General features: G+C 65.2%; 19 protein-coding genes. 11 read left to right on the top strand and 8 right to left on the bottom strand.

The features are described from left to right. Window positions 1–36 precede the first annotated feature (36 nt). The 4 genes from AC6CIE_RS24255 to AC6CIE_RS24240 all read left to right on the top strand — a co-directional run bounded on the left by AC6CIE_RS24255 (window position 37) and on the right by AC6CIE_RS24240 (window position 1,886). The gene (locus tag AC6CIE_RS24255) at window positions 37–342 is read left to right on the top strand and encodes a DUF4148 domain-containing protein (protein ID WP_175136911.1); all 306 of its coding nucleotides are present in this window, start codon (window positions 37–39) and stop codon (window positions 340–342) included. 90 nt (window positions 343–432) lie between these two features. Further along, window positions 433–738 carry a DUF4148 domain-containing protein gene (locus AC6CIE_RS24250; protein WP_175136911.1) on the top strand — a complete coding sequence of 102 codons (306 nt, stop codon included), beginning with the start codon at window positions 433–435 and terminating at the stop codon, window positions 736–738. A 91-nt stretch (window positions 739–829) separates the two neighbouring features. Next, on the top strand, window positions 830–1,135 hold the full coding sequence (locus AC6CIE_RS24245; RefSeq protein ID WP_175124758.1) for a DUF4148 domain-containing protein: 306 nt from the start codon (window positions 830–832) through the stop codon (window positions 1,133–1,135). 154 nt (window positions 1,136–1,289) lie between these two features. Further along, on the top strand, window positions 1,290–1,886 hold the full coding sequence (locus AC6CIE_RS24240; RefSeq protein WP_175124757.1) for a TetR/AcrR family transcriptional regulator: 597 nt from the start codon (window positions 1,290–1,292) through the stop codon (window positions 1,884–1,886). Window positions 1,887–1,981: 95 nt separating this feature from the next. Here the strand turns inward: AC6CIE_RS24240 and AC6CIE_RS24235 are convergent, their stop codons facing one another. From AC6CIE_RS24235 to AC6CIE_RS24225, 3 genes are all read right to left on the bottom strand, one after another. Beyond that, the gene (locus AC6CIE_RS24235) at window positions 1,982–2,836 is read right to left on the bottom strand and encodes a cysteine hydrolase family protein (RefSeq protein ID WP_498094347.1); all 855 of its coding nucleotides are present in this window, start codon (window positions 2,834–2,836) and stop codon (window positions 1,982–1,984) included. Window positions 2,837–3,045: 209 nt separating this feature from the next. Next, window positions 3,046–3,663, bottom strand: a complete 618-nt coding sequence (locus AC6CIE_RS24230) for a TetR/AcrR family transcriptional regulator (RefSeq protein WP_175136908.1) — start codon at window positions 3,661–3,663, stop codon at window positions 3,046–3,048. Window positions 3,664–3,814: 151 nt separating this feature from the next. After that, on the bottom strand, window positions 3,815–5,989 hold the full coding sequence (locus tag AC6CIE_RS24225; RefSeq protein WP_498094345.1) for a malate synthase G: 2,175 nt from the start codon (window positions 5,987–5,989) through the stop codon (window positions 3,815–3,817). A 238-nt stretch (window positions 5,990–6,227) separates the two neighbouring features. On the opposite strand from AC6CIE_RS24225, the gene glcC reads away from it, so the two are divergent. After that, window positions 6,228–6,992: a transcriptional regulator GlcC gene (gene glcC / locus AC6CIE_RS24220; RefSeq protein ID WP_175136906.1), complete on the top strand. Its 765-nt coding sequence runs from the start codon at window positions 6,228–6,230 to the stop codon at window positions 6,990–6,992. 54 nt (window positions 6,993–7,046) lie between these two features. On the opposite strand, the gene AC6CIE_RS24215 is transcribed toward glcC, so the two are convergent. The 5 genes from AC6CIE_RS24215 to AC6CIE_RS24195 all read right to left on the bottom strand — a co-directional run bounded on the left by AC6CIE_RS24215 (window position 7,047) and on the right by AC6CIE_RS24195 (window position 12,025). Further along, on the bottom strand, window positions 7,047–8,165 hold the full coding sequence (locus AC6CIE_RS24215) for a saccharopine dehydrogenase family protein (RefSeq protein WP_498094343.1): 1,119 nt from the start codon (window positions 8,163–8,165) through the stop codon (window positions 7,047–7,049). A 203-nt stretch (window positions 8,166–8,368) separates the two neighbouring features. Then, window positions 8,369–8,764: a DUF4148 domain-containing protein gene (locus AC6CIE_RS24210; RefSeq protein WP_175124752.1), complete on the bottom strand. Its 396-nt coding sequence runs from the start codon at window positions 8,762–8,764 to the stop codon at window positions 8,369–8,371. Window positions 8,765–9,164: 400 nt separating this feature from the next. Continuing rightward, a complete protein-coding gene (locus AC6CIE_RS24205; RefSeq protein ID WP_175124751.1) occupies window positions 9,165–9,569 on the bottom strand; it encodes a DUF1090 domain-containing protein in 405 nt (134 codons plus the stop codon). 212 nt (window positions 9,570–9,781) lie between these two features. Then, entirely contained in the window at window positions 9,782–10,708 is a 927-nt protein-coding gene (gene ubiA / locus AC6CIE_RS24200; RefSeq protein ID WP_498094341.1) for a 4-hydroxybenzoate octaprenyltransferase, read from the bottom strand. A gap of 120 nt (window positions 10,709–10,828) precedes the next feature. After that, window positions 10,829–12,025, bottom strand: a complete 1,197-nt coding sequence (locus AC6CIE_RS24195) for an aminotransferase-like domain-containing protein (protein WP_175124749.1) — start codon at window positions 12,023–12,025, stop codon at window positions 10,829–10,831. A 144-nt stretch (window positions 12,026–12,169) separates the two neighbouring features. Here AC6CIE_RS24195 and AC6CIE_RS24190 point away from each other — a divergent pair, with 144 nt between their 5' ends. From AC6CIE_RS24190 to AC6CIE_RS24165, 6 genes are all read left to right on the top strand, one after another. Then, the gene (locus AC6CIE_RS24190) at window positions 12,170–12,655 is read left to right on the top strand and encodes a GAF domain-containing protein (protein ID WP_498094339.1); all 486 of its coding nucleotides are present in this window, start codon (window positions 12,170–12,172) and stop codon (window positions 12,653–12,655) included. Window positions 12,656–12,996: 341 nt separating this feature from the next. Continuing rightward, entirely contained in the window at window positions 12,997–13,911 is a 915-nt protein-coding gene (dapA, locus tag AC6CIE_RS24185) for a 4-hydroxy-tetrahydrodipicolinate synthase (protein ID WP_343737704.1), read from the top strand. A gap of 101 nt (window positions 13,912–14,012) precedes the next feature. Continuing rightward, entirely contained in the window at window positions 14,013–14,798 is a 786-nt protein-coding gene (locus AC6CIE_RS24180; protein ID WP_175136899.1) for a sterol desaturase family protein, read from the top strand. Next, on the top strand, window positions 14,798–15,724 hold the full coding sequence (locus AC6CIE_RS24175) for a fatty acid desaturase family protein (protein ID WP_498094336.1): 927 nt from the start codon (window positions 14,798–14,800) through the stop codon (window positions 15,722–15,724). The genes AC6CIE_RS24180 and AC6CIE_RS24175 overlap by 1 nt, the downstream gene beginning before the upstream one ends. A gap of 36 nt (window positions 15,725–15,760) precedes the next feature. Then, the gene (locus AC6CIE_RS24170) at window positions 15,761–17,746 is read left to right on the top strand and encodes an iron-containing redox enzyme family protein (RefSeq protein ID WP_498094334.1); all 1,986 of its coding nucleotides are present in this window, start codon (window positions 15,761–15,763) and stop codon (window positions 17,744–17,746) included. Continuing rightward, window positions 17,743–18,639 (top strand): DUF6999 family protein, encoded by an 897-nt coding sequence (locus AC6CIE_RS24165; protein WP_498094332.1) that lies wholly within the window; start codon window positions 17,743–17,745, stop codon window positions 18,637–18,639. The genes AC6CIE_RS24170 and AC6CIE_RS24165 overlap by 4 nt, the downstream gene beginning before the upstream one ends. The last annotated feature ends 56 nt before the right edge of the window (window positions 18,640–18,695 follow it).

The raw sequence follows: 18,695 nt of genomic DNA, 5'->3' as shown, positions 1-18,695 counted from the left end.
TGAAACGCATACTGCATCTAAAACTGGAGATTGACCATGAAGACCCTCGTATCCGCCCTGATCCTTTCCGCTTCCTTCATCGGCGCTGCCCAAGCTGGCGAACTGGACTATCCGCCCGAACTGAACACCCAAAGCACGGTGACCCGCGCTCAAGTGCAGCAAGAACTGGCCGCCGCCCGCGTCAACGGTGAACTGGCATTCGGTGAAGAAGGCTACGCCGCCGCCCCGATCGCCTTCACCAGCGACAAGACCCGCGCTCAGGTCAAGCAAGAACTGGCTGCTGCCCGCGCTCAAGGTCTGACCGACGGTGGCGAACTGGACTACCCGCCCGTTCAAGGCTGATTTTTTCGACCAAACCTCTATCTATAGATAGATAGCTTCAACCCAACAACGCAACACTGCATTTCAAACCAACCTGACTGGAGATTTCTCATGAAGACCCTCGTTTCCGCCCTGATCCTTTCCGCTTCCTTTATCGGCGCTGCCCAAGCTGGCGAACTGGACTATCCGCCCGAGCTGAACACCCAAAGCACGGTGACCCGCGCTCAAGTGCAGCAAGAACTGGCCGCCGCCCGCGTCAACGGTGAACTGGCATTCGGTGAAGAAGGCTACGCCGCTGCCCCGATCGCTTTCACCAGCGACAAGACGCGCGCTCAGGTCAAGCAAGAACTGGCTGCCGCCCGCGCACAAGGCCTGACCGACGGCGGCGAACTGGACTACCCGCCCGTTCAAGGCTGATTTTTTCGACCACGCCTCTATCTATAGATAGATAGCCTTAACCGACAACCTCGCAGCAACTGCAGCAACTCAACCAATCTGGAGATTTCTCATGAAGACCCTCATTTCCGCCCTGATCCTTTCCGCTTCCTTCATCGGCGCTGCCCAAGCCGGCGAACTGGACTATCCGCCCGAACTGAACACCCAAAGCACGGTGACCCGCGCTCAGGTGCAGCAAGAACTCGCCGCCGCCCGCGCCAATGGCGAACTGGTGTCCGGTGAAGAAGGCTACGCCGCCACCGCCTTTGCCCACGCTGGCGACAAGACGCGCGCTCAGGTCAAGCAGGAACTGGCAGCCGCCCGCGCCCAAGGCCTGACCGACGGCGGTGAACTCGACTACCCGCCCGTGCAAGGCTGAAGCAGATGGCAATCAAAGCGGACCCCGGGGGCGGGATTCTTGTCCCGGCCGGAGTCCGCTGGCACGGTCGGTGACATGGAATGGCCCGCTCGGTAACTGCCGATAAGGGACCCTCCCAATGACGAACCGATCTATTAGTAGGTAATATGCCGCCATGGATACCCCGACTTCCAATACCACTCGCGAACTGCTTCTGGCGCACGCCGAGAAGCTGATCCGCATGCGCGGATGCAACGGCTTCAGCTACCGCGACCTGGCTGAGCATGTGGGCGTCAAGACGTCCAGCATCCATTACTACTTTCCAGGCAAGGACGACCTGCTGTACGAAGCGGTCGAGGCCTACAGCACGCGCGCACTTGGCGCGGTGCGCGGGATCGATACCGCGCAGCCGGCGCAGGCGCAGCTTGAAAAATATCTGTCGATGATGGAATCCGCCGCCTGCGGTTCCGGTGAACTCTGTCTGGGCGGCATGTTGGCCGCCGACGTGATGAGTTTGTCGGAACGGGTCCGCGGCGCGCTGCAGGGATTCTTCCGCGCGCACGAAGCGTGGCTGGCCCGCGTGCTGGCCGAAGGCGCGGCGCAGGGCACGCTGAAGTTTTCCGGCACGCCCGAAGCAGCGGGGCGGGCGGTGTTCGCGACGATTCAGGGCTGTCTGCTGGTGTCGCGCCTGTTCCAGCAGCCGCCCGCGTTGTGCGAAGCGATCAGCGCGCTTTACGTTGAATGCGAAGGCAAGACGGGCCACGGCGCCTGAACGCCACGCGCTGACGTCGCTGTTCACCGTTTCACGGCCGCCTTGCTGATGCAGGCGGCCGTTGTGTTTGGGCGCGCCGACTGCGCGTCGCCATCCTACGCCAGCGCGCGCGCCATGTCGGTGCTGGTACGTTCCTGCACGCCAAGATCCCGCATGCGTTGCAGAAAGCTCAACTGTGCGTTCGCAAAGCCCGCGACGGGACTCATGCAGTCCGTCAGCAGCACGATGCGCGACAGGTTGCCGCCGGGCAGGTGCTCGGCCAGGTGTTCGACGGTGGCCTTGACGCAGTGGCTGCCGGCCTCGCCCGCGATCAGGATCAGATCGGCGCGGTCCAGCGAGTCCAGCAAGCCGCGGTTGAGCTGGCTGCGCGGATCGTCGGCGTCGGGCACCTCGGCCATCAGCGCGCTGTAGTGTTCGGTCCAGGGGTTGGCGCCCTTGGGCACCTTGCGCACAATGAACTGGCGCTCTTCTTCCCAACGACCATACGCGGCGCGCACGTCGGGATGCACGTTATGACCCCACGTGCCGATCTCGCAATGCACCGGCCACGCCATCAGCGTGTAGCGGCCCCGCGCTTCGAGTTCATCCAGGTAGTTGAGCGTGCGCGGCAGGTCGTCGTCATGGCGCGGCACGAATTGGCCGGCGCGCAATTGCGCCGCCGTGATCGGCGTGAAGGGCGCGACCGGGTCGCCATTGCCCGCGCGCCAGAATGTGGGGTGCGCAATGTCCAGACGATGATGCGAATCCAGCGTAACCGTGATCGACGAGAGCACGGGGGCCGTGGCGTCGATGAACCGCGCCAGCCGCTGCATGTCTGCGTGGGCGCCAGCGATGGGCAGCGCGGGCGCAACCGCCAGTCCGGTCAGCGGGTCGAGGGGCCGGTACGACTTGGGCAAGTCGCAGAAATCGTTTTGCGGGTCGACGATCAGCAGGTGAATGGTGCGCGGCATGGTGGGGGGGCGGGGTCTTAGAACAGCACGAGGTGTTCGGCGCGGTCGGGCAACTGGCGCAGCAGCAAGCGCCATTGGCGCCAAAGGATGGACGATACGCCTAACGCGCCTAACGGAATAAGAATCCACATGGCCTGCTCCTGTCAATATTCGCACGGTCGTGCGAAATTAAGCGAAAGTAAAGCCGGCACAACGCCGGCTCCGGGGGATTACTCGATGTACTTGAAGCTGCGATACGTGGAGATAAGACGCTCGTAGCCGGCCTTCACGCGTTCGTGCGCCTTCGGGTCACGCAGGAACCGCGCGTCGTGCATCAGGCCGATCATCAGGCTGTAGACCTCGAACACGAGCTGTTGCGGGTCTGTGTCGGGGCGCAAGTGGCCGGCTTCGAGCGCCTGGTTCACCGTGCGCACCATCGCGGCCCGCCAGCGCTTCAGGTTGTGTTCCAGCACCGACCGCACCGGCGAGTCGACGTCGTCGTATTCAAACGCGCCGGCCACGTAGATGCAGCCGGTCAGCGTTTCGACATTGCTGGCGCGGTCGATCCACAGCGACACCAGCGCGTTCAGCCGCGGCAGACCGCGCGGGTAGGCCATGGCAGGTGTGAAGACCGCTTCGACAAAGCGCCGGTCGTATTCGTCCAGCACCGCCTGCTGCAGGGCTTCGAGCGAGCCGACGCGCGAGAAGACGCCGCTCTTGCTGATGCCGAGCCGCTTGGCGACCTGTCCCAGCGAGAGGCTTTCCATGCCTTGCGCGGCGGCCATGTCGAGCGCCGTGTTCACGATGGCCGCGAAGGTGAGTTCGCTTTTCTCGGTTTTTGCTGTCATGGCGGAAATTTAGCACGATCGTGCGAAAACCAAGAGGTTTTTAATCGGGGAGGGATGAGGCAGCAAGACACCCCCCGCCCGAATCCAAACCCAAACCCGAAAAAAAGCCGGACGGCATTGCCGTCCGGCTTTGGTCAAGCGTGGCGCTGAATCAGGCGCGCGCCGTCTTGTACTCCAGGCGGTACTTGTGCAGCAGCGGCTCGGTGTAGCCGTTGGGCTGAGTCAGGCCTTCGAACACCAGGGCGCACGCGGCCTTGAATGCCAGCGACGTGTCGAAGTTGCCGGCCATCGGCTGGTAGAGCGGGTCGCCCGCGTTCTGGCCGTCGACGACCTTGGCCATGCGCTTGAAGGTCTCGGTGACCTGATCGCGGTTCGTGATGCCGTGGCGCAGCCAGTTGGCGATGTGCTGGCTGGAAATGCGCAGCGTGGCGCGGTCTTCCATCAGCCCCACGTTGTGGATATCGGGCACCTTCGAGCAGCCCACGCCCTGGTCGATCCACCGCACCACGTAGCCAAGAATGCCCTGCACATTGTTGTCCAGTTCCTGCTGGATGTCGGCGGCGGACCACTTGGCGGGATCGCCGACCGGCACCGTGAGCAGGCCATTGAGCAGGTCGTCGCGCACGCTGTCCAGCTTCGTGCGTTCGAGTTCCTGCTGGACCGCCTGCACGTCGACCTGGTGGTAATGCAGCGCATGCAGCGTGGCAGCGGTGGGCGAAGGCACCCAGGCGGTATTGGCGCCGGCCTTGGGATGCGCGATCTTTTGTTCGAGCATGGCGGCCATCAGGTCGGGCATGGCCCACATGCCCTTGCCGATCTGGGCGCGGCCGCGCAGGCCGGCGTCCAGGCCCACCAGCACGTTGTTGCGTTCGTAAGCGGTGATCCACGCGCTGGACTTCATGTCGCCCTTGCGCAGCATGGGACCGGCTTCCATGCCGGAGTGCATCTCGTCGCCGGTGCGGTCCAGAAAGCCGGTGTTGATGAAGGCCACGCGCGAGGCGGCAGCTTCGATGCAGGCCTTGAGGTTGACGCTGGTGCGGCGCTCTTCGTCCATGATGCCCATCTTCAGCGTGTTGCGCGGCACGCGGATCAGGTCTTCGACGCGGTCGAAGAGTTCGCTGGCGAATGCGGCTTCGGCGGGGCCGTGCATCTTGGGCTTCACGATGTAGACGGAGCCCGTGCGCGAATTGAGCTTGTGCTTGCGGTCCTGCACCGCGGCCAGGCTGGTGACGACGGCATCGAGAATGCCTTCGGGGATTTCCTGGCCGTCGCGATCCAGCACGGCCGGGTTGGTCATCAGGTGACCCACGTTGCGCACGAACATGAGCGAGCGGCCATGCAGCGTCAGCGCCGAGCCGTCCGGCCGCGTGTAGTTGCGGTCGGCGTTGAGCTTGCGGGTGAAGGTCTTGCCGCCCTTGGTGACGTCCTCGGTCAGGTCGCCCTTCATCAGGCCCAGCCAGTTGCGGTAGATCTGCACCTTGTCGTCGCCGTCGACGGCCGCGACCGAGTCTTCGCAGTCCATGATCGTGGTGAGCGCGGCCTCGACCACCACGTCTTTCACACCCGCCGCATCGGTGGCGCCGATGGTGCTGGCGCGGTCGATCTGGATTTCGAAATGCAGGCCGTTGTTCTTGAGCAGGATCGCGGTGGGAGCGGACGCGTCGCCTTGGTAGCCGACGAACTGCGTGCCCGTCTTCAGGCCGGTCGCGCCCGTGGCAAGCGCCACGCGAAGCTGGCCGCCTTCGACCGTGTAGCCCTTGGCATCCGCATGCGAGCCCTGCGCGAGCGGCGCCGCGGTGTCCAGGAAGCTGCGCGCGCGGGCGATGACGGCGGCGCCACGTTCCGGGTTGTAGCCGCGGCCCGTGTCGCCGGGCGTGGCAGGGATGGCGTCGGTGCCGTACAGGGCGTCGTACAGGCTGCCCCAGCGCGCGTTGGCGGCGTTCAGCGCATATCGCGGATTGGACATCGGCACGACGAGCTGCGGGCCGGCCTGCTGCGAGATCTCGGTGTCCACGTTGTCGGTGGTGGCGCGCACGGTGGCAGGCTGCGGCAGCAGGTAGCCGATGCCTTCGAGGAACTTGCGGTAGGCGGCGGGATCCGTGATGGGACCGGGATGGGCGCGATGCCAGGCATCGAGTTCTGCCTGCAGGCGATCGCGTTCGGCGAGCAAGGCCCGGTTCTTGGGCGCCAGATCGTGCACCAGGGCCGCGAAGCCTTGCCAGAAGTCGTCGGCCTCCAGGCCGGAACCGGGCAGCGCTTCCTGTTCAATGAATTGACTGAGATTGGCCGCCACTTGCAGGCCGTGGTGCTGGATGCGTTGAGTCATGCGGTTCTCTGGCGTTGAGTCAGGCTGACCGGCGCGGCGCGCCGGGTGAGGGGTGTTGACATCATCGTCCGCGACCGCGCCGATGTCCATACGGAAACCCGCTGGTCATACCAGTTTGTGCGGCGCACCCCGGGCAGAGCATCAATTTTTATGGTTTGATATCAGCCACTTACCAAGGCAAGGCCGATCCGCGAGAGCGCCGACCGCGCATGGTCATACCACTGGTCGCGGAGAATGCATGCACGCGGAAACTGAAGAAAAGCCCCGTCAGGTGGCCGATGAAGTCGCCGAACGGATCGAGCGTCTGATTCTGGACGGCGTCCTCAAGGCGGGCCAGGCCCTGCCGTCCGAGCGGCGCCTGACCGAAAAGCTTGGCGTATCGCGCACGGCGCTGCGCGAGGGCCTGAAGCTGCTGCGCGCCCGCGAGATCATTCACACGGCGCAGGGCAAGGGCTCGTTCGTTGCGCGCATCTCGAAGGTGGACGCCGGGCCGCTGATGCACCTGTTCAATTCGCAGCCGCGCACGCTGTATGACCTGCTTGAAGTGCGGTCGCTGCTGGAGGCCGAATCGGCACGGCTGGCCGCCATCCGCGGGACCGAGGCCGATTTCATCATGATCCGGCGCCGGTATGACGAGATGGTGTCCGCGCAGGGCGCCGCCACCGATACCGCCACCCACGCGCATCTGGACCACGCCTTTCATCTGGCGATCTGCGAGGCCTCGCACAACCCTGTGCTGGTGCATACGCTGCAATCGCTGACGGATCTGCTGCTGGGATCGGTGTTCGCGTGCGTGAACAACCTGTACCACCGCGAGCCCGAGAAGCGCCAGATCGACCGCCAGCACACGCGGCTGTTCAACGCGGTGATCGGGCGCCAGCCAGAGCAGGCGCGCAAGGCCGCGGCCGATCATGTGGACAGCGTGCGCCAGAGCCTGTCGGATATCGAGCAGGAAGAGCAGCGCCTGGTGCGCGCGACGCTGCGTCTGGAAGGCTGGACGTAGCGCCGCGCGCTGGCGGCGACGAGGCCGGCTGTGATGACGGCGGTGATGACGGACTCAACGATCGGCCACCGCGCACCCGGCCAGCGCCAGCGATTTGCCCGCGTAAATGCGGCCGAATCGGTTGTTGAGCAATGCCTCAAGGCCAATCGCCTCTTGCCCCACGAAGCCCTGCTGCGGCAGAACGCCGTGCGCCACCAGATCTAGGGCCGCGCAAATGCCTGCGGCCGTGGACAGCTGGATTGCGCTCAGGCGGTGGCCGTCGACTTCCGCGCCGAAGACACGAATCGGATACGACTCTTCTTCCAGACGGCCGTGGCGGTAGCCGGACGCCGATGCCTGGATCACGATCACGTCCTGTTCGGTAGTGGGGATGGCCGACTCGAAGATGTCCTTGAGCAGGTCGCGGCGGTCGCGCAGGCGCAGGTCATTGAGCAGCAGCTTCATGATGTTGCAATGGCCGGGATAGCGCACTGACTTGTAATCGACGTTGCGTGCGCGGCCCAGCAGCGTCGCGGGCAAGGTGCCCAGGCCGCCGGAGGTGTTGAAGGCTTCGTACTCCACGCCGTCCAGCGCAAAGGTTTCGTAGCCTTCCAGTGCGGGCACGCTGGTCAGCTGGCCGTCCACGATCGCCTCGCACGGATTGCAGTATTCGTTGATCAGCCCTTCGGTGCTCCACGTCAGGTTGTAGCGCAGGCTGTTGGACGGATAGCGCGGGAGTGCGCCGACGCGCATGCGCAGATCGAGCAAGGTGTCGAAGCGGCGCGCCAGCGCGTTGCCGACGATGCCGATGAAGCCGGGCGCCAGCCCGCATTGCGGCATCAGCACGCCGCCGGTGTCATGGGCCAGCGCCTGGATCGCGTGCGTGCTGGCCACGTCTTCGGTCAGGTCGAAATAATGTACGCCGGCCTTGGCGCACAAGCCCGCCACCGCAATCGCGCGATGAAAGGGCAACGCATTGACCACCGCGTAGGCGCCTTCGATGCAGCGCGCCACGCCGGCATCGTCGCTGACCTGGCGCGTCTCGCAGCCCAGTTCGGCAAGCACGGCCAGCCGGCTGGCGTCCTGGTCCGCGACGAGGACGGAATAATCGCCGCTGCGTTCCAGCATCAGCGCGATCGCAAAACCGATTTTTCCTGCGCCCAGCAGAACGATGGGCTTGGTGTGCGTGGACATGGTGCGGCTCCTGCAATGAGAGGGAAGGGAAGTGGCCCCATCCTATGCGGGAGTGCTGACGATTTGTAGCGGCTAAACCGTCGAATCGGCCTCAAGTCACGTCGATATGACCGTTGAAGTGGTCGAAGCGTCAAAGAAAAAGCCCTCTGGCTTGTGGCCAGAGGGCTGCCTGGTAGCGATTCACGGCCGGCGTGGCCCGTGGATCAGCTGCCCAGGTGGGGGGGATAGTCCAGGTTGCCGAAGGTCACCAGGCCTTCGGTCTTGGCTTGTGCCAGTTGCGATTCGACTTGGGCGCGGCTCAGCGACGTGGCGGAGGCCGAGGCGGCGACGGGCGGGTAGTCCATGTTGCCGAAGGTCACTTGGCCGGCGTTCTTGGCCTGGGCCAGATCGGCTTGAACTTGCTGCGAGGTCAGGCTGGAGTGTTGAGCGATGGGGGCGGGGTAGCCTTCTTCGCCGAACGTGTATTGGCCCGAAACCTTGGCTTGTTGCAGCTCGGCTTGAACCTGAGCGCGGGTGGGGGCTTGGTCGGCTTCGGCGGCTTGAGCGCCGGCAGCCAGAACGGACATGGACAGCATCAGTGCGGTAGCAAGGGTTTTCATGGCAGACCTCCGAGTCTTGTGAGCTTGGGATTCGAGCCCCAGGCCTGACTGCCTGGGGCTCGCTTGCTGTGTCCCGATGAGAGGCATTCTGTGCCTAAACAACCCTGGGATAAACCCTTATTACCTGAAAACATCTTTCCAAAATCATGGCTAATCGGTTTGGATTGTCCATGTTGGCGCCATGGGTGGCGATATTTCCATCGTGTGACGCGTCAGATTTCCGGGCCTCGGAGGTCGGCCCGCCGGCGAAGGGGAGGGCAACTGCAAGAATGGGCGCGCGGCCGGCTCGGGGCAGGCAGAGGCAGACATCGGAGGGGGCGCGGCGAGGGAGCGGCCGCAGGAGAGTGGGAGATAAGCGGCGGCCAGCGCGCGCGACGCCCTGGCTCGCAGGCACGTCAGGTCAGCGGTTCAGGTCGGCCAACGCGTCGTTGTATTCGGCCTGTGCTTCTTCAAGCTTGCGTTGGGCCTTGTCGATCTTGTCCTGCTTGCCCTTGGCTTTCGCCTCTGTCAGCTCTTGCTGGCGTTCGGCCACTTTGGATTGCTTCTCGCGCACGTCGGCCTCGCGCTGCGATTGCAGGCGGCTGTCGGTGCAGCTTGCCTTGGCTTCGGACAACGCCTTGCGCAGGCCCGCCTCGCGGCGCGAGTTGTTCTGCGCCTGCGCGGCGGCAATGTCGTTTTCGATGTGGCAGAACTTGGCCGCGCAACCGCGCAGCGGGGCGCAATCGGTGGCGGCTTGTGCGGGCAGCGTGGCGAAGAGGGCGCACACGGCGGCGGCGGTGGTCAGGGATTTGATCATTGCAGGCATGCGGTGACTCCGTGACGTGGGGCGGAAGGCCCATCATCGCCTGAGGCCGTCAATCCCGCAAATGCACGGCCTGAAAGTACCGCCCGAAAATACCGCTCGAAAGTGCCGCCCGAAAGTACCGCTCGAAAATACCGCCCGAAAGTGCGGCTCGAAAGCGCGGGACGCGCAGACGTCGCCATGTCGCGCTTCCGCGCCGCTTCAACCGCGCCGCATCAGCGGATCAACGTGCCCGCCAATGCTGCGGCAACCAGCAATGCGCCCAGCCACAGGTTGGCGCGGAACAGCATGAAATTGCGGTGGGGATGCTGGATGTCGAACACCTTCAACTGCCAGGCCAGATGCACGGCCACAGCGACCATGCCGACCTGATAGGCCCACGACAGGCCGATGGCATAACCGCCCCAGGCCCACAGCAACACGGTGCCCAGATAGAACCCGCCGATCCAGAGCTTGCCCTGATCGCCGAAACGCATGGCGGTCGAGTGCAGGCCCACGCTGCGGTCGTCGCGCACGTCGACGTAGGCATAGATGCTGTCGTAGCCCACCTGCCACAGCACCGCGCCCAGCCACATGGCGATGGCGGCGAGCGGCACGTGGTTCTGCGTGTCCGACCAGGCCATCAGCATGCCCCAGTTGAAGCAGATGCCCAGCACGACCTGCGGCCAGTAGGTGACGCGCTTGCACAGCGGATAGATGAAGACGAAGGGCAGCACGGCCACCGCCAGCCAGCGGCTCATGTCGTTCAGGAAGAACAGCAGCGACCCGCAGACCAGCAACTGGCCCAGGAGAAACCACACGGCGTTCTTCATCGACAGCTGGCCGCTGGTCAGCGGACGGAAGCGCGTGCGCTCGACGTGCTTGTCGAAATCGCGGTCGCACATGTCGTTGACGGTGCAGCCGATGCCGCGCATCAGCAGGGCGCCCAGCGAGAAGACGATAAGGCGTTGCAGGTCGGGCAGGCCGCCCGCGGCCTGGACCAGCGCGGCAATGGCCGGCAGCAGGGTCAGCCAGGTGCCGATAGGGCGATCCAGGCGGCACAGCCGCGCGTAGGGCCGCCACGACTTCGGCAGCCAGCGTTCGACCCAGTCGGTGAAGACGATGTCACTGAGATCGGCGGGGGATTGTTGCGAAGCGCTCACTGTCACGGTCACAAGTGGTCGGGAAAGCCGACAGCATAAAACAACGGCCGGGCATCGCGCCCGGCCGATCGGTCATCAAGGCATCCGCGCCGCCCCTTCAAGGGACGACGGCGGACGTTGTCATTCCGCCTTCAGCAGCTTGCCCAGGATGGCGATGCCGGTGCGGATCTTGTCTTCCGGCACGGTGGCGAAACTGAGGCGCAGCGTGTTGCGCTTGCCTTCGCCGCTGTAGAACGGCGCGCCGGGCACGAAGGCCACGTTCTGCGCGATGGCCTTTTCGAGCAGCTTGGTGCTGTCGATGTGCTCGGGCAGCGTCAGCCAGATGAACATGCCGCCTTCCGGCTTGGTCCAGGTGACGGTGGACGGGAATTCCTTCTGGATGGCGTCCAGCATGCAGCTGCCCTGGGCGCGGTAGATCTCGCGCACGTTCGGCAGGTGCTCGGCCAGGAAGCCGTCCTTGACGATCTCGTACACGGCCATCTGGGTCAGCGTGGGCGTGTGCAGGTCGGTTGCCTGCTTGGCCTGCACCAGCTTGTTGATGAGCGCGCGGCCGCCAGCGATGTAGCCCAGGCGCAGGCCCGGGGCCAGCACCTTCGAGAACGTGCCCAGACGCACGACGTTCGCGCCGTATTCCTTGGCAAGCGCGATCAGGCCGGGCTGCGGCTCGCCGGCGTAGCGCAGTTCGCCGTAGGGATCGTCCTCGACGATGGTCAGGCCCAGTTCGGCGGCGCGCTTGACCAGCGCGATGCGGCGCTCCAGGTTGAGCGTGCGGCCGGTCGGGTTCTGGAAGTTGGGCAGGGCGTACAGGAAGCGGGCGCCGTCAGCCAGTTCGGGCGTGATGGCTTCGGGGATCAGGCCGCCTTCGTCGGTGGGCACGGGCACGAAGTTCGGCTGGTACAGGCTGAACGATTGCAGTGCGCCCAGGTAGCTGGGGTCTTCGACCAGGACCTTGCTGTCCTTGTCGATCAGCACCTTGCCCAGCAGATCCAGCGCCTGCTGCGAGCCGGACACGATCAGGACCTGGTCGGGGGCGATGTCGGCGCCGGAGGCGGTCAGGTCATCGGCCACCCACTTGCGCAGGGGCGCGTAACCTTCGGTGGGACCGTATTGCAGGGCCGCGCGGCCGTTGGTGGACAGGACCTTGTCGAATGCCGCACGCACCACTTCTACCGGGAAGCCGCCGGGCGCGGGCAGGCCGCCTGCGAACGAAATGACTTCGGGGCGCTCGGTTACCTTGAGAATCTCGCGGATGGCGGAGCTGGTGAGTTGCAGGGCGCGTTCCGAAAAGGAAAACGCAGGTTCGAGGGGCTTGTCCATGGAGTGCTTCTTGATCAAGAAGGGTGGGTCGGTTGATGCGTTTGACAACAAAGTATTGTCCCACACGGTAACAGCCCGGCCCTTTTATCGGGTGGAACCCCTAAAATCACCTGCATCGATAACCGCCAGTACAGTTACATTTTCATGTTCGAAGCCGCTCCCATCGTCGCCGATTCCAAGGCCGCCGTGTATGCCGAACTGACCATGCAGGCGCGCGCGCTGCTGGAAGGCGAACCCGACCGCATCGCCAACGCCGCCAACCTGAGCGCGCTGGCGTTCCAGGCACTGCCCGACCTGAATTGGGTGGGCTTTTATTTCTTCGACGGCACGGAACTGGTCCTGGGCCCGTTCCAGGGCAAGCCCGCGTGCGTGCGCATTCCGCTCAATCGCGGCGTGTGCGGCGCGGCCGCCAGCCAGCGTCAGACGCAGCTCGTGCCGGACGTGCATGCCTTTCCCGGCCACATCGCCTGCGACGCGGCCTCGCGTTCGGAAATCGTGGTGCCGTTGGTGCACAAGGGCGAACTGATCGGCGTGTGGGACGTGGACAGCCCCGTGCCCGACCGGTTCGACGAAGACGACCGCAAGGGCATGGAAGCGTTGTGCGCGGTGTTCCTGGCGGCGCTCAGCTGAACGCCTGCCTGCGGCGCGGCCGACAGTACGGCGCGCCGCCGCGTTGACACCGCCGCGCCCGCCCGGTAGATTTCTGCATCCGCCGCATATTGCGTCCCGCTCATCCATGATTCATCAGGCCCACCAGACTGCTAGCCACCTCCGCGCCCTTGGCGTGGTGCTGGCTGCCGCCGGCCTGAAATCCAAAAAACAGCCGCTCATCTGACCGGAGCATGCTGTTCCGTCAGATGGGCGACGGAACAGCGGCCTCCTGGCGGCGCTTTGGCGCCTCCGCGCGCACCCCCTGACCTCCCGAGCACTTCTGTACGGTCCCCCAACGGTCCATACGAAGGAGTGTTCTCATGCAATCTCAACAATCTCTGTTCCAGGGCGTCTGGGTGCCGCTGGTCACGCCGTTTTCCGGCGGCCATGTCGACGGCGGGGCGCTGCGCCGCCTGGTGCGCCACTACGTGGCCGCAGGTGTGGACGGGCTGGTCGTGTGCGGCAGCACGGGCGAGGCCGCGGCGCTGGACGATGCCGAACAGCTTGCCGTGCTGGATACGGTGCTGACCGAGGCGGGCGACCTGCCCATCGTGATGGGGCTGGCGGGCAATCATCAGGGGCACGTGCTGCATCGGCTGACGGCGTTTGGCACGCGTCCCCTGGCCGGCATCCTGGCGCCCGCGCCGTACTACGTGCGGGCGGGCCAGGAAGGGGCCGCGGCCTACTTCCGCTGCCTGGCCGATGCCTCGCGCTTTCCGTTGGTGCTCTACGACATTCCGTACCGGACCGGCACCACGCTGGAGACGCCCACGCTGCTGGCGCTGGCCGCGCATCCCAACATCTCCGCCATCAAGGATTGCGGCGGCTCGCTGGACAAGACGGTGGCGCTGATCAGCGATGGGCAGATGAATGTCCTGGCCGGCGAAGATCTGCAATCGCTGTCCGCGATGTGCCTGGGCGCCACCGGCATGATCGCCGCGGCCGCGCACGTGCGCCCCGATCTCTTCGTGGCGATGCACCGCGCGGTGCGGGCGCAGCGGCTGGACGAAGCCCGTTCGCTGTTCCATGCGCTGGCGCCGGTGATCCAACTGGTGTTCGGCGAGCCCAATCCCGGTCCGCTGAAGGCGGAGCTTGCGCGGCAGGGGCTGCTGTCGAACGAACTGCGCCTGCCCATGCTGCAGGCCAGTGAAGCCCTCGCGGCGCGATTGGGCGCCGCCGTGGACGCGCTGGACCGCCAGTTTCCGGCGCAAGGCGTCACCCTGCGCGCGGCATGAGCGCTTTGTGGCGTCCGGATTCAATTGGTAATAAATCGCCTACCGGGAAGCTGACGGATTGCTTATGATGCGGCCATTCTTCGGGGTGACATAAAACCTTCATGGGCCAAGCTTTTGAAGCCTTGTCCGCCTGGCAGGTCATGCTGGCGGGGCTGCTCTTCTTCGGCGGCATCTACCTGGTCTTTGGCGCGGCCACCTGGTTGCTGACCCGGCACATCCTGCCGGCCCTGGGGCTGGGCCGGCCGCTCGATCCGCGGCCGCTTGCGCCGGGCCAGTTGCGCCGCGAACTGGCGCAATCAGGGCTGTCGATCCTGTTGTTCGGCACCGGCATGATCTTTCCGTGGGGCCTTCTGCAATTAGGGTGGGCGCGTCTGGACCCGGACGCGAGCTGGCAGCAGATCGTGCTGGAGATTTTGGCGCTGGTGGCCTGGAACGACGTGCATTTCTGGATCAACCACCGGCTGCTGCACACGCGGCTTCTGCGCCGCTTTCACCTGCCGCATCATCGCTCGGTCGTGACGACGCCATTCTCGACGTACAGCTTTCATCCCATCGAGGCGCTGATGTTGGGCAACGTAATCCTGTTGCCGATGGTGGTGCACGATTTCAGCTTCTGGTCGTTGTTGTCGGTGCCGCTCTTTAGCCTGTTCTTCAATTGCATCGGTCACGCCAACTACGATTTCTTTCCCAAGGTCTCGTACGCGCACTGGTTCGCCGCCAGCCGCCGGCACCATCTGCACCACGCCTGCTACAACGGCAACTACGGCTTCCAGTTCACCTTCATGGATCGACTGTTCCGCACGCGGCTGGGGGCGGAAGCCGCCGAGCGACAGCTGGAAGCCTACCGGCAGCGCGAGTCCGGCGCCGGCCTGCGAGGCTCCGCATAGTGGCGGCAAGGATCGGCCCGAATGGCCAGAGCGGCCCGCGGCGTGCGCTGCCCACGCTGCGCAACCGGCGGGATTGGCAGAGCCTGACCTATCTGGCTGCGCTGCCCCTGCTGGCGGCCTGGCAGTGGTTCAACGGGTTCTGGTGGCCGGCCTATGCGCTGATGCTGTTTCTGACCCTGGGCATCGGCGTCATCCATCACAACCACACGCACATCCGGATGTGGCGCGGCCGCTGGGCCAACCGCATCACCGACTTCTGGATCACGCTGCTGCAGGGCCATCCCACGTTCGTGTTCTATCCGGCCCATGTGGCCAATCATCACCGCTACAAGCATGGCGAGCGCGATGTGGCGCGCACGTACCGGTTTGGCGGCGACACCAACCATTTGTGGGGCTACGTCATCCATCCCGTGCAAGCGGCCTGGGTGCTGTATCCACTGTTTTTCGCGTGGCTGAACCGGCTGCGCAGACACTGGCCGGGCGCCTTTCGCTATTGCATGGCGCAGTACGGCGCTTGGCTGGGCCTGTGGGCCGGGCTGATCGCGGTGAACCCGGTCAAGGCGCTGGTGTTCGTGATCGTGCCGCAGCTGCACGGCCTGCATTGGCTGCTGGCCACCAATTATCTGCAGCACGCGCATGCGGACGGCGGACCGCGGCACGTTGCGGGCCTGAACTACGCGCGCAATTTCGAGGGGCTGGTCAATCCGCTGCTGTTCAACATCGGCCTGCACACCGCGCACCACGAGCATCCGCGCGCGCACTGGTCCGAGCTGACCGGCCTGCATCGTGACTACTACCGCAGCCGCGTGCGTGCTGAATTGAACGAGCGCGGCCTTGTGCCCTATATGTTCCGCACCTTCGTGCTGGGCGCTTTCGTGCCGCGCTTTCGCAGCCGTTCCTGCATGGCGCCCGAGCACCTCCGCTAGCGCCGTACACCCCCATTTCCCAACCAGAGATCCGTCATGCCCATTGCGTTTCATCGTGTCTACCTGGAGAGCGCCGGCTATTTCATGCCGGGCGAGCCCGTGTCCAGCGAAGCCATGGACGACTACATCGCGCCGCTGAACCGCATGTCCAGCCGGATCAAGAGCCGCATCCTGGCCGAGAACGGCATCAAGCAACGCTACTACGCGATCGATCGGGATGGCGCGACCGTGTTCTCGAATGCGCAGCTTGCAGCCAACGCGATTCGCGATTGCCTGCGGCGCCATGACACCGACCTGTCGGCCGTATCGTTGCTGGCCAGCGGCTCGTCAGGCGGCGATGCGCTGATGCCGGGCTTTTCCAACATGATCCAGGGCGAGCTGGCCGCGCCGCCGATGGAGACGCTGTCAGTGCATGGCATCTGCGCCGCGGGCGTGTCGGCGATCCAGGCGGCCGCGCAAGGCGTCGAGTTGGGCGCGCATGCCAGCGCGCTGGCCGTGGCCAGCGAACTGCCGTCGCGCCTGTTCAAGCGCTCGCGCTTTGCTGCGCGCGGCTACGACGCCGACTTCGACGCGCATTTCCTGCGCTGGATGCTGTCGGACGGCGCCGGTGCGGTGCTGCTGGGAAATGGCCAGCGGCCGCTGCCCGGCGCGTCGCAGGGCGTGCGCTTGCGCTTGAAGTGGGTGCATCAGCGCTCGTTCTCCGGCGACTATCCGGTGTGCATGCAGTTGGGGCTGTCGGCCGACCGGAGCAAGGGGCATCTGGACTACCCGTCCTGGAACGAGGCCGAGGCCGATGGTGCGTTGTCGCTGCGCCAGGACATCCGCCTGTTGCCGCATCTGTTCGACATCGGCATCCACGAGTACGCCAAGCTGGTGCGCGACGGCTGGGTGGATCCGGGCCAGGTCGATCACTTCCTGTGCCATTACTCATCGGAAAAATTCATCCCGGTCGTGGAAGACCTGATGGAGAAGGCCGGCCTGGTGATCCCGCGCGAGCGCTGGTTTAGCAACCTGGCGTGGCGCGGCAACACAGGCGCCGCCTCCATCATGATCATGCTGGCCGAGTTCCTGGAGACGCGGGAGGTCAAGCCGGGCGAACAGATCTTCTGCTACATCCCCGAATCCGGGCGCTTCATGGCGGCCTACATGCTGCTGGAAGCCGAAGCGGTGCACGCCCAGCCGGCGGTGGCCGCAGGCGTGTCGGGCGCCGCCACTCCGGGCGTCGTTACTCCTGGCGTCGTTACTCCTGGCGTCGCTACGCCGGGCGTCGCTGCGCGCGAAGACGCGGCGTCCGCCGACGCCGACGCGATCGCGCCGCCGCACGATCCCGACATGGCGCCGCAAGGCCTGGGCCAGCTTCTGACCGAACTTGCGGCGATCTGGCACGACTACCGCTCGCGCGTGTGGCGCACGCCGGTGGTCCGCCGCCTGCGCAACCGCCAATTCCAGACCACGGATTACCTGACGTGGATGGAGAACTGGATTCCGCAGGTGCGTGAAGGCAGCAAGTGGATGCGCGAGGGCGCCGCGTCGCTGACCGAGCAGTACGCGCCGTTGGCCGCGCTGATCGACATGCACGCGGGCGAAGAGCAGAACGACTTCCAGATATTGTTCGACGACTACCGCACCGCGGGCGGCACGGTGGACAGCATTGATGCCCTGCGCCGCAATCCCGGCGGCGAGGCGCTCAATGCCTACTTGCACAGCCTGGCCGCCACGCGCGATCCGATCGGCCTTTTGGGCGCCATCTACATCATCGAAGGCACGGGGCAGCGCATCGTGCCGGCGCTGCTGCCGCTGCTCAAGGCCAGCCTGAAGCTGCCGCCCGACGCCTTCCGCTTCCTGGAATACCACGGCCACAACGACGAGCACCATCTGGCGCGCTGGCTGTCGGCTGTGGAGCTGGCGCTCGATTGCGACGAGGACGGCCGTGCCGAGCAACGCATCGTCGACACCGCGCGCCGCACGGCGGCGCTCTACCTGATGCAGTTTCATCACGTGATGGAGGCGGACGCGGCATGAACAAGGAGCCCGAATTCCTTGCCCGGGAACACGATCCCGCGGACCCGAGCCCCTGGCTGGCGCTGTATCTGGACCGCAGCACGCCGCTGCCCGACAAGGTCAAGAAGGCCTGGCTGACGGATTCCAGCTGCGCGTCGCGCCAGTACCTGCTGCCGTTCTTGCGGCCGCTTGCGCGGGCCTTCATCATCCTGATCCAGGTCGTCAAGACGTTCCTGCCGCGCCGCTGGTCGCATTCCCGCGTCCTGCATCGCATGCTGGCGTGGGGCCTGAAACGGTTCGTGTCGCCCGAGGCCAACTGGCTGATCCTGCGGCACTTTCACCTTGGGGCGCAGGCGCTGGCCTTCATCGCGGCGAACTCGCCGGTGCCCGTCAGCACCACGCCGCTCGAGCCGATGACGATCGACGACCTGAAGGACGATCTGTTCGTCAAGCACGATCTGAACCTCTTCAACTTCGTCATCCGGCTGAACCAGGCGCTGCGCGATGCGGGTGTGGAAATGCACGCGCCGCAGACCGTGGACTTTTCCATGCTGCGCGACCCGCCGATCCGGCTGGAGGACATGCCGCAAGGCAAGCTGAATTTCCTGGACCTGCAAAGCGCCATCGAGCTGTTCACGCCGCTGTATCAACTGCTGCTGACCGACAACGACTTCTGGCGCGCGGCCAATTCGCTGCAGCTCGATGAGACCGTGGGCATCTATGCGGCCAAGCTGCTGGGCGCGCCGCAGCACTTGATCCTGGTCAACAACAGCCATCCGCTGGTGCCCATGTCCACGCTGCGTGCAGGCTACCGGCTGGTGCTGCACGGCCTGTCCACCGAGATGCTGCACAGCCTGCTGATGGAGATGAAGGCGGCTCAGGCGGGCGCCGAACCGCCGGCCCCGATCGCGTAGAAAAGGCGGCAGGGATCAGTGTTGACCCTGCGTTACACCGGCCAGCCGCTGGGCTA

It is taken from the genome of Achromobacter sp. GQ309, assembly GCF_059759315.1.
The sequence above is the reverse complement of the archived record's forward strand: the minus strand, read 5'-3'. Positions and strand labels throughout refer to the sequence as shown.

Excerpts from the sequence above, each read along its gene's own strand:
- AC6CIE_RS24225 (WP_498094345.1), bottom strand. The coding sequence starts at position 5,989 with ATGACTCAACGCATCCAGCACCACGGCCTGCAAGTGGCGGCCAATCTC.
- AC6CIE_RS24205 (WP_175124751.1), bottom strand. The coding sequence starts at position 9,569 with ATGCCTGCAATGATCAAATCCCTGACCACCGCCGCCGCCGTGTGCGCC.
- AC6CIE_RS24235 (WP_498094347.1), bottom strand. The coding sequence starts at position 2,836 with ATGCCGCGCACCATTCACCTGCTGATCGTCGACCCGCAAAACGATTTC.
- AC6CIE_RS24255 (WP_175136911.1), top strand. The coding sequence starts at position 37 with ATGAAGACCCTCGTATCCGCCCTGATCCTTTCCGCTTCCTTCATCGGC.
- AC6CIE_RS24230 (WP_175136908.1), bottom strand. The coding sequence starts at position 3,663 with ATGACAGCAAAAACCGAGAAAAGCGAACTCACCTTCGCGGCCATCGTG.
- AC6CIE_RS24245 (WP_175124758.1), top strand. The coding sequence starts at position 830 with ATGAAGACCCTCATTTCCGCCCTGATCCTTTCCGCTTCCTTCATCGGC.
- AC6CIE_RS24165 (WP_498094332.1), top strand. The coding sequence starts at position 17,743 with ATGAACAAGGAGCCCGAATTCCTTGCCCGGGAACACGATCCCGCGGAC.
- AC6CIE_RS24170 (WP_498094334.1), top strand. The coding sequence starts at position 15,761 with ATGCCCATTGCGTTTCATCGTGTCTACCTGGAGAGCGCCGGCTATTTC.
- AC6CIE_RS24240 (WP_175124757.1), top strand. The coding sequence starts at position 1,290 with ATGGATACCCCGACTTCCAATACCACTCGCGAACTGCTTCTGGCGCAC.
- AC6CIE_RS24180 (WP_175136899.1), top strand. The coding sequence starts at position 14,013 with ATGGGCCAAGCTTTTGAAGCCTTGTCCGCCTGGCAGGTCATGCTGGCG.
- AC6CIE_RS24250 (WP_175136911.1), top strand. The coding sequence starts at position 433 with ATGAAGACCCTCGTTTCCGCCCTGATCCTTTCCGCTTCCTTTATCGGC.
- AC6CIE_RS24210 (WP_175124752.1), bottom strand. The coding sequence starts at position 8,764 with ATGAAAACCCTTGCTACCGCACTGATGCTGTCCATGTCCGTTCTGGCT.
- AC6CIE_RS24195 (WP_175124749.1), bottom strand. The coding sequence starts at position 12,025 with ATGGACAAGCCCCTCGAACCTGCGTTTTCCTTTTCGGAACGCGCCCTG.
- AC6CIE_RS24215 (WP_498094343.1), bottom strand. The coding sequence starts at position 8,165 with ATGTCCACGCACACCAAGCCCATCGTTCTGCTGGGCGCAGGAAAAATC.
- dapA (WP_343737704.1), top strand. The coding sequence starts at position 12,997 with ATGCAATCTCAACAATCTCTGTTCCAGGGCGTCTGGGTGCCGCTGGTC.
- glcC (WP_175136906.1), top strand. The coding sequence starts at position 6,228 with ATGCACGCGGAAACTGAAGAAAAGCCCCGTCAGGTGGCCGATGAAGTC.
- AC6CIE_RS24190 (WP_498094339.1), top strand. The coding sequence starts at position 12,170 with ATGTTCGAAGCCGCTCCCATCGTCGCCGATTCCAAGGCCGCCGTGTAT.